Source organism: Kitasatospora sp. NPDC056783 (assembly GCF_042789895.1).
Taxonomy (GTDB): Bacteria; Actinomycetota; Actinomycetes; order Streptomycetales; family Streptomycetaceae; genus Kitasatospora.
This window is the reverse complement of sequence record NZ_JBHUAF010000325.1, coordinates 1-9,887: the sequence shown is the minus strand read 5'-3', so window position 1 is coordinate 9,887 and position 9,887 is coordinate 1. Positions and strand designations below refer to the sequence as shown.

The 9,887-nt window shown below is 75.4% G+C and carries 1 protein-coding gene; it reads right to left on the bottom strand.

Annotated features, from left to right (window positions below; translation table 11 throughout):
- Nucleotides 1–16: 16 nt before the first annotated feature.
- Nucleotides 17–9,887 (bottom strand): SDR family NAD(P)-dependent oxidoreductase (locus tag ACFRMQ_RS31845; protein ID WP_380734194.1); only part of this gene is annotated, 9,871 nt, incomplete at its 5' end.

The following is a 9,887-nucleotide window of genomic DNA, read 5'->3' as shown; positions in this document are numbered from 1 at the left end:
TCCTTGTCCCTTCCGGTCAGGCGGCCAGCACCTCGCGGACGGCCGCCAGCCACTCGTCCGCCAGGCGGCGGGCGGTGGCCTCCTCGAAGAGCCGGGTGTCGTACTTGAGGAAGGCCTTGTACCCGTCGCCGTCCCGGTAGACCTCCAGGGCGAGGGGGTACTCGCCCGGGTAGGGCAGGTCGTCAAAAGTCCGGAGGTCCAACTCCCCGGGCCCGGTGGGGGATCCGTCGGTCAGCAGCCGGGCGCCGTCGAAGTTCTGGAACAGGAAGTTGGTGCGCACCAGCGGTTCGTCGGCGGCGCGGGCGCCGCCCCGGGCCCGGGCGATCTCGGCCAGCGGGTAGGCGCCGTGCTCGATCCCGGCCACCACCCGGCGGTGGAGGGTGCGGAGCAGCTCGGCGGTGTCCCCCATGGTCGTGGAGCGGATCGGCAGGCAGTTCGCGAACTGGCCGACCACGTCCTGGAACCGCTCCTCGTAGCGCGCGGCCGTGGTGACCCCGGTGATCAGGTCGCTCTGGCCGGTCGACCGGTGGAGGAGTCGGGTGTAGCCGGCGAGCAGCACGGTCGAGACGCTGACCCGGTGCCGCTTCGCGGCCTCGGAGACCTCGGCGGCCAGCTCCCCCGGCAGCCGGACCACGACGGCCTCCGCCCGGGGCAGCTGTCCGGGAACCGGCGGACGGTCGTACGGCAGATCGAGCGCCCCGGTCGCGCCGGCCAGCTCCGCGAGCCAGTGGTCGCGGTGCCGCAGGCCGCCCTGGCCGTCCAGCAACTCCCTTTCCCAGGTGACGAATTCACCGAACTCGGCGTCCCGCAGCCGGCCCCGGCCGAGGTAGCACTCCCGCAGGGTGCGGACCAGCACCGCCGTCGAGGTGCCGTCCAGCAGGATGTGGTGGGCGGTGATCAGCAGCAGCCGTCGGCCGTCGGGGAGCGTGACCAGGTGCGCCCGGACCAGCGGGCCGGCGGCCAGGTCGAAGGGGATGCCCACCAGCGCGCGCAGCGCGGCCAGTTGACCGGACCGGGTGGTGGCGGTGAGCTCGATCCGGGCGAAGGACGGGCCCCGGGCCGGATCGACGTCCAGGTACGGGACGCCGTCCCGCTCGGTGATCACCGCGCCCAGCAGCGGGTGGATCCGGGACTGCTCCCGGACCGCGCGTTCCAGCGCCGCCTCGTCCGGCTCGCCGTGTACCTCGAAGAGGATCGGGAGGTGGTAGGCGACGGAGTCCGGGCAGCGCGACTGGTCCCGGTACATGGTCAGCTGGCCGCTGGCCAGCGGCCAGCTCCGACCGGGGGCGGCGGCACCGCTCAGGCGGGCGCAGAGGGCGTCGACGCTCTCGGCCTCGAACAGCAGGGTGGGGGAGATCTCCTCGCCGAAGTCCTCGCGCAGGGCGTTGGTGAGCTGGAGCACGAGGATCGAGTCCAGGCCGTAGTCGGTGAGCGGGGCGGAGGTGTCGATCCGCTCGGCCGGGATGCCGAGGACGGTCGCGGCCTTGGCGAGGATCAGCTCGGCCGCGGCGGGGGCGGCGGGCGGGACCAGCACCGGGACGGGGGCCGCCGCCGGGGCCGGAGCCGCCGCCGGGGCTTCGACGGTACGGGCGGGCGGGGCTTGGGGCGGGGCCACGGGCAGGGGCGCGGGCAGGGCCGGGGCCTCGGCCGGGGCCTCGGTCACCTGCTGCCGGGACACCCCGTCGCTCTCCGCCGCGATGACCTGCTGACCGAGCGGCAGCGCCCGGGACACCGGGAAGACGACGGTGCGGAAGCCCTCACCGGCCAGCACGTCCCGCCAGCTCTCCGGCGAGAGCGCCGGCGAGCCGGGAATCCTCAGCGACCGGTCGTCGAACAGCCACCAGCCCTCCAGCAGGCCGAAGGTCACATGGCTGAACAGGTCGAACGCCGACAGCTCGTTCAGCAGCAGCCAACCCCCGGGCCGCAGCGCCGCCTTGGCGTTGCGCAGGGTGGTGCGGGTGTCCCTGGTCGCGTGCAGCACGTTCGCCGCGATGACCAGGTCGAAGGCGCCCTCGGGGATCTCCTGCCCGGCGAGCGGCCGCTCGATGTCGAGCAGCCGGCAGTCCAGGTACGGGACCTCGGGACCGTAGGAGGCCCGGGCGTGGTTCAGGAAGGCCTTGGACAGGTCCGTGTAGACGTAGCTCCCGATGCTCTCCCCGAACTGCTTGAGCGCCGCGAACATCCCCACGCTGGTGCCGCCGGTGCCCGCGCCGATCTCCAGGATCCGCAGCCGGGCGCCGGGCTCCCGGCGCAGGCGCTCGGCGACCAGGGCGGCGGCCGTCCCGGACATGGCGTGGTTGAACAGGTCGGCGACCCGGTTGTTCCGGTAGCAGCCCTCCACCAGCTCCATGGAACCGCGCGGGAACATCACGTCGGTGGGCCGGGCACGGCCGGTCAGGATGTCCGGCAGCGCCCGGAGCATCGCCGAGGCCAGCCGCAGCTCCGCCGCCCGGTCCGGGTCCACGGACCACCGCTCGCACTGCCGGTCCCAGCGGGCCAGCACGACGTCCACCGGATCGGCGGGCACCAGGGCCGGCACCGAGTGCTCCCACCACCGCGCGTACTGCGGCAGGACCGCCGCGCGGTCGACGCCGGCCAGCTGCGCGGCGAGGACCTTGGCGAGCCACGGGTCCCGTTCGGCCCGCCGCCACCGGACGTCCTCGCCCAGCTCGGCGTCCGCCTCGTCGACACCGGCCGGCAGCACACCGGGGTGCGGGAGCGCGGCCGGGCCGGGCGCGGAGACCCGGGTGGCCCGGTCGAAGTTGGGCAGGGTGTTGCGCCGGTCGGTCCGGACGTAGGCGAGCTGTCGCTGCGCACCGCCGAGCAGGGCGTCCAGCGCGGCCAGCCCCTCGGGCGGCTCGATCGACACCAGCCCGACCCGGGTCATCCGCTCCCGGTAGAACTCGGAGGTCACACTGCCCAGACCGCCCCACCAGCCCCAGTTCATGGTGCGCACCGGGGTGTCCCAGTGCCGGCCCAGGGCGTGGGCGTAGGCGTCGCTGAAGGTGCATCCGGCCGCGTAGTTGCCCTGGCCGGCGGCGGTGGTGAAGGACTGCATGGAGGACAGCAGGACCGCGAAGTCCAGCGGCTCGCCGTCGAAGGCCTCGGCCATCGCGGTCGTCACGTCGACCTTGGCGGCCAGGGCCGCGCGCAGGTCGTCCTCGTCCATCCGGGCGAAGGTGCGGTCCCGCAGCACCAGGGCCGCCTGGACGACGCCGTGCACCCGGGGGTGCTCGCGCCGCACCTCGGCCAGGGCCCGGCGCAGCGCGGCCGGGTCGCCGGCGTCGGCCTGGAGGTAGCGGACGTGCTCCGGGCCGCCGGCGGCCCGGATCCGGTCGGTGATCGACTCGTCCCGCGCCCGGCGGCCGATCCAGGTGACGTGGGCGCCGTGGTTCTCGACGACGTGCCGGGTCCAGGCCGAGCCCAGGCCGCCGGCGCCGCCGATCACGACGTACACCCCGCCGTCCCGGTACACCGCGCGCCGCGGGGTCTCGCACGGGGCCCAGCGGCGGGCGAGCCACTGGCCGGCCCGCCGGACCCAGGAGTCGTCGGGGGAGTGGGCGGGCAGTTCGGTGAGGTCGGCGGGCCAGCCGGAACCGTCCAGGTCGACCCGGCGGACCGTCCAGTGGCCGTACTCGCGGCCCAGCGAGCCGAACAGGCCGTGCAGTCCGGCGTGCGCGGGCTGGACGGCGTCGTCCGGGTGGGCGGCGAGGGCCCGGGTGGTCACCAGGGTGATGCCGAGCGGCCTGGCGTCGTAGCCCGCCGCGATCAGCGCCTTCACCAGGCGGAACGCCGCCACCACGCCGTCCTGTTGGGCGGCGGTGTAGCCGGCGGCGTCGGTGGGCGCGAGCTTGCTCTCGGGCGCCGCCCACACCAGGTGGTCGATCGGGCCGAGGCCGCGCAGCGCCGCCGTCGCCTCCTCGACGGTCGCCGAGGCGGGCAGCGGCCAGCCGAGGGCGCCGTCGACCGGGGTCGGGCCGCCGACGACCAGCACGCGGTCGGCGGCGGAGGGGACGCGGGGGCCGGTCGCGGTGATCGGGTCCCAGACGGGGGCGTAGAGGGCGGGGTCGGCCGGTGTTCCGGGCTGTCGGTCGTCGGCGCGCTGGTCGGCCTTCGGCGCGGGGCGCGGTTCGGCCTTCGGTTCGGTCCGGCGGGAGCTGTAGCCGGTCAGCCGCACCCGGACCTCGCCGTCCCCGTCCACCAGGTCGATGTCGAGCCGGCCGAGCGGTCCGGCCTCGATGCCCCGCACCACGGCCGTCATGGCCGGCACGCACGGGGCGAACAGGTCGAGCCGCTCCAGGGCGAACGGCACGGCGGTGTCGCGCAGTTCCGTCAGGTGCGCCGCGACGGTGGCCTGGATCGCCGAGTCCAGCAGGGCCGGGGCGAGCGCCCCCGGCTCGGCCCCGTCGGGCAGGGCCAGTTCGGCGAGCACCGTGCCGGAGCCCACGTGCGCCCGCCGGATCGCCCGCAGGGTCGGACCGTGCTCGATGCCCATCGACCGCAGGGCCGCGTGGACCTGTTCGCCGGTCACCGTCTCCGGGCAGGCGGCGCGCAGCGCGGCCAGGTCCACCCGGGCCGGGCGCGGGGCGTCCGAGTGCGCCACCGTGCCCTCGCAGCGGACGGTCCCGCCGGTCGAGACCTCGAACCGGTGGCCGCCACGGGCGTTGGCGCGCAGGCCGACCAGCACCTCGACGGGCTCCTCGCCGACCTCCAGCGGCTGGACCCAGGTCACGTTGGTCATCCGGAGCCGGTCGCCGCCCAGCGCCCGGCGGGCCAGCTCCAGATGGGCGACGGCGGGCAGCAGGTGCCGGCCCCCCACGACGTGGTCGCGCAGCAGGCCGTCCGTACGGGACAGGGTGAGGCGGTCACGGCCGGGTGTGGGGCCGGGGGTGGGCTCGGGGGTGGGCCCGTGCCGGTCCCGGGCGAACGGGTACGTCGGCAGCGGGACGAGACGGGCCGTCGGCGGGGCGGGCGCGTCGGCCGCCGGGCGGGCCGGCGCGGTGCCGTCGAGGACCGCGAGCAGCTCGGCGGTGTCGGCCACCAGGCAGGCGAAGCGGTGCTGGAGGCGCTTGCGGCCGACCCAGAGGGTGTGGGCGAGGTCGTCCAGGCGCACCGAGGGGTCGGCGCGCAGGTGCGCCGCCAACCGGCGCCGCTGCTCGGCGAGCTGGTCCCCGGTGCGCGCCGACAGGACCACCGGGAGGTCGGTCCGCGGCGCCGGCGGCCGCTCGACCGGCGGCGCCTCCTCGATGACGAGGTGGGCGTTGGTGCCGCTGGCGCCGAACGAGCTCACCACCCCGCAACGCGGGCCGCCCTCGGGTGAAGTCCAGTCGCGGGAGCGGGTGTTGACGTAGAACGGGCTGCCGGCCAGCGGGACGGCCCCGTTCGCGGACTCGAAGTTCAGCGAGGCGGGGATCCGCCGGTGCCGGAGCGCCAGCAGGACCTTCAGCACGCCCGCGATGCCGGCGGCGAACTGGGTGTGCCCGATGTTGGTCTTCACCGAGCCCAGCGCGCAGTACTCCGTCCGGTCGGTACGGGCGCGGAACACCCGCTCCAGGGCCCGGAACTCGATCGGGTCGCCCAGCGGGGTGCCGGTGCCGTGCGCCTCGACCAGGCCGATCCGCTCCACGTCGATGCCGGCGCGCTCGTACAGGCCGGCCATCAGGCTCTCCTGCGAGACCGAACTCGGGGCGGTGAGCCCGTTGGTGGCGCCGTCCTGGTTGACCCCGACAGCCGTGATCACCCCGTGCACGTGGTCACCGTCGGCCAGGGCGTCGGCGAGCCGCTTGAGCACCACCACCCCGACGCCCTCGCCGGGTACGAAGCCGTCAGCCCGGTGGTCGAAGCTGTGGCAGCGGCCGCTCGGGGAGAGCATCCCGGCGCGGCCCGCGAGCCCGTACAACCGGGGCGTGGACTGGACGAACACCCCGCCGGCCAGGGCGATCGAGGTCTCGCCGGACCAGAGGTCCTTGCAGGCCAGGTCGATCGCCACCAGCGAACTGGAGCAGGAGGTGTCGACGGCGATCGCCGGGCCCTTGAGGTCGAGGGCGTAGCTGACCCGGCTGGGGATCACCGAGGCCATGTTGCCCCACAGGGCCTGGGCCGGGGCGGTCTCGTCGAGCAGCTCCAGGTAGTCCCCGGCCCAGGCGCCGACGTACACGCCGCAGCGGCGGTGCTCCATCCGGCCCGCGTAGCCCGCGTCCTCCAGGGCCTTCCACGACTCCTCCAGCAGCAGCCGCTGCTGGGGGTCCATCGCGGCGGCCTCGGTGCCGGAGATGGTGAAGAACATCGCGTCGAACTCGTCGATCCGGTCGAGGAAGCCGCCCCGGGTGCAGGGGCCGATTCCGTCGAGGCGGAAGCGGGTGGCGTCGGTGACCAGGTCGTCGCCCTGCTCCAGACGGGTCCACAGCTCCTCGAGCGAGCCGGTGCCGGCGAACCGGCCGCTCATGCCGACGACGGCGATCGGGCCGCGGTCCGGGTCGGCGGGGCGGGGGGCCGGGTGGACGGGTGCGGGGGCCGGAGCGGGTCCGGCGGGTGCGGGTTCGGGTTCGGTGGCGGCGGGGTCGGCGGCGGGTTCGGCGGCCGTGGGTGCGGGTTCGGTGACGATCAGCTCGCGGTAGTCGGCGAGCAGGTGGGCGGTCAGCCGGTCCACCGTGCTGTGGTCGAACACCACCGTGGTCGAAAGGTCCAGCGAGAGCGCGGTGTTGAGCTGGTGCACGACCCGGACCGCGAGGATGGAGTCCAGGCCCAGGTCGGCGAAGGCCAGCCCGTCGAGGACCTCCGAGGCGTCCATCGCCAGGGCGGCGGCGACCTTCTCCCGCACCAGCGCGGGCACCAGCCGGTCGAGGTCGACCGGCTCCGGGGCGCTGACGGGCACGGGTGCGGGCATTGGCTGCGACACCGGCTGGGGTGCGGGTACGGGTGCCGCCTCGGCCCGGGGCAGGTCGGTGATCCAGAACCGCTCCGCCGCGAACGGGTAGGAGGGCAGCGAGAGCGTCCGTCGCGGCTCCCGGTGCAGCCGTCGCCAGTCGACGCCGACGCCGGACGCCCACAGGGCGGCGAGCTTGGACAGCTTCCCGGCGGCGCTCCACCGCTGGATGAGCAGCTCCTGGAGGTCGCCGTCCGAGGCGAGTTCCGCGAGCGGTCCGCCGGACGCCCCGGTGCCGCCCCGGTGCCCACGGCCGTCGCGCAGCGCGGCCCGCAGGTCCTCGGTCGAGGAGACCGCGACCGCGTACCGCTCGGCCATCGCCTCCCGCCCGACCTGGAGGGTGTACGCGAGGTCGGCCAGCGGCGTGCCCGGCTCACGGTCGAGGAACGCGGCCAACCGGTCCACGGAGGCGGTGAGTTGCTCGGGCGTCCGGGCGGACAGGACGACGACCTGCTCGGCACCGTCCGCGGTGCCGTCTGCGGGTTGCACGGGATACTCCTCGACGATCACGTGCGCGTTGGAGCCGCCGGCACCGAAGGAGGACACCGCCGCGATGCGCGGGCCGTCGCTGTGCCAGGGCGCCAGTTCGCGCTGGAGCCGGAAGGGGGATGACCCGAAGTCGATGTTCGGGTTGGGCTGTTCGGCGTGCAGCGTGGGCACCAGCTCCCGGTGCCCGAGCTGGAGCAGCACCTTGGTGAGGCCGGCCACGCCGGCCGCGGCCTCCAGGTGCCCGATGCCGGACTTCACCGAGCCGATCGCGCAGTACTGCCGGTCCTCGGTGTCCTGCCGGAACGCCCCGGCCAGCCCGGCGACCTCGATCGGATCGCCCAGCTCGGTGCCGGTGCCGTGCGCCTCCACGTAGCCGACCCTCCGGGCCGAGACACCGGCCCGGTCGAGCACCTCGCGGATCAGCGCGGACTGGGCGGTCGGGCTCGGCACGGTGTAACCGGTGCTGCGCCCACCGTGGTTGACGCCACTGGCGCGGATCAGCCCCAGCACCCGGTCCCCGTCGGCCAGTGCCCGGGACAGCGGCTTGAGCAGTACGCAGCCCGCTCCCTCGCCCGGGACGAACCCGTGGCCGCCGGCGCCGAAGCTGCGGCAGTGCCGGTCCTCCGAGAGCATGCCGGAGCGGCACAGCTCGACGTAGTCCAGCGGGTGGGAGTAGACGTTCGCGCCACCGGCGATCGCCACCTCACAGGCGCCGCCGCGCAGTTGCTCGCAGGCCTCGTGGATCGCGGTGAGCGAGGCCGAGCACATGGTGTCCACGGTCAGGCTCGGTCCGCGCAGGTCGAGCAGGTAGGAGACCCGGGCGCTCAGCGAGGCGAACGACAGCCCGGGGACGACGAGTTCGCCCGAGGGAAGCCGGCCCGCCTGGTGCCGGGCGTGCCCGACCTTGGTGACGCCCGCGAACACCCCGACCCGGTGGGAGTGCTGTTCGGCGAGGCGCGCCCGGGTGTATCCGGCGTCCTCCAGCACCTCCCAGGCGGCCTGGACGAACAGCCGCTCCTGCGGGTCCATCGCGTACGCGTCGCGCGGGGCGATGCCGAAGAACCTCGGGTCGAAGTCCGCGAAGCCGTCGAGGAAGCCGCCCCACTTGCTGTAGCTGCGCCCGGTGGCGACGGCGGTGGCGCGGTCGGCCTCGAAGAAGCCCTCCAGCGGCCACCGGTCCAGCTCCCGGACGCAGTCGCGGCCGGCCCGGAGGTTGTCCCAGAACGCGTCCAGGTCGGCGGCGCCCGGGTAGCGGCCGCTGAGTCCGATGACGGCGATGGGCTCGTCGGGGGCGACGCTCGGCTGTGGCTGTGGCTGTGGCTGTGGCTGTGGCTGCGACTGCGACTGCGACTGCGGTCGTGGCGCCGGTGCGGGCTGCTGCGGCCGGTGGCCGGCGCCGAGGCCGGCCGCCACCGCGCGCAGGGTGGGCTGCTCGTAGAAGAGGGTCGAGGAGACCCCGGGGTAGAACGGGGCGAGGGCGCGGTTGAGCTGGATCACCATCACCGAGTCGAGCCCGATGTCGACGAACGGGCGGTCCGGATCGATCTCCGTCGGGGGGAGCTTGCTGACCTCGGCGAAGACCTGGAGCAGGTGGTTCAGCACGTGTGCGGGCGCGGGCGTGGGCGCCGCAGAGGGCACGGGCGTGGGCACCGCTGAGGGCGCGGGCGTGGGCGCGGGCACGGGCGCCGGTGCGCCGTGGTGCACCCAGACCTGGTCCGCCCCGGTGTGCCAGGCGTCGACCAGGGCGGCGAGGCCCGTCTCCGTCGGCATCGGCAGCAGCCCGCGGTCCTCCCACAGGTAGGCCCGGGTGCGCTCGTCCAGGGCCATGCCGCCGTCCCGCCACAGCGGCCAGGCCACGGACAGCGTCCGGCCGCGCCGCTGCCCCCGGGCGACCGAGGCGTTGCGGGCGGCGGCGAACTCGTCGACGAAGGCGTTGGCGGCCGCGTAGTCGCACTGCCCCGGGTTGCCGGTGATCCCGGAGCCGGAGGAGTAGACGAGGAGGAACTCCAGCGGGCAGTGCTCGGTGGCCCGGTCGAGGTGGACGAGGCCGTCCGCCTTCGCCCCGAGGACCTCCTCCCACAGGGCCCGGGACTTGTCCGCGAGCGGGGCGTCGTGGACCACACCGGCGGCGTGCACCACTCCGGTGACCTCGCCCGCCTCGGCGACGAGGTGGCGGACCTCCTCCCAGCGCGAGACGTCGGCCCGGACGTAGCGGGCCTCGGCGCCGGCCCGGCGCAGGTCGGCCAGCAGCGCCGCCACCCGCTCGTCGGCGGGCGAGCGGCCCGCGAGGACGAGGGTGGGCCGCCGGACGTCGGCGGCGATCCGGCGGGCCGTCGCGGCGCCGATCCCGCCGGCCCCGCCGGTGACGAGGTAGACGCCGCCGTCGCGCCACGGCGGGGCGGTGGCGGTGGTGGCGGCGGGAGTGACAGGAGTGACGGGGGACCAGGTGCGGGTCTGCCGGACGCCGTCGAGG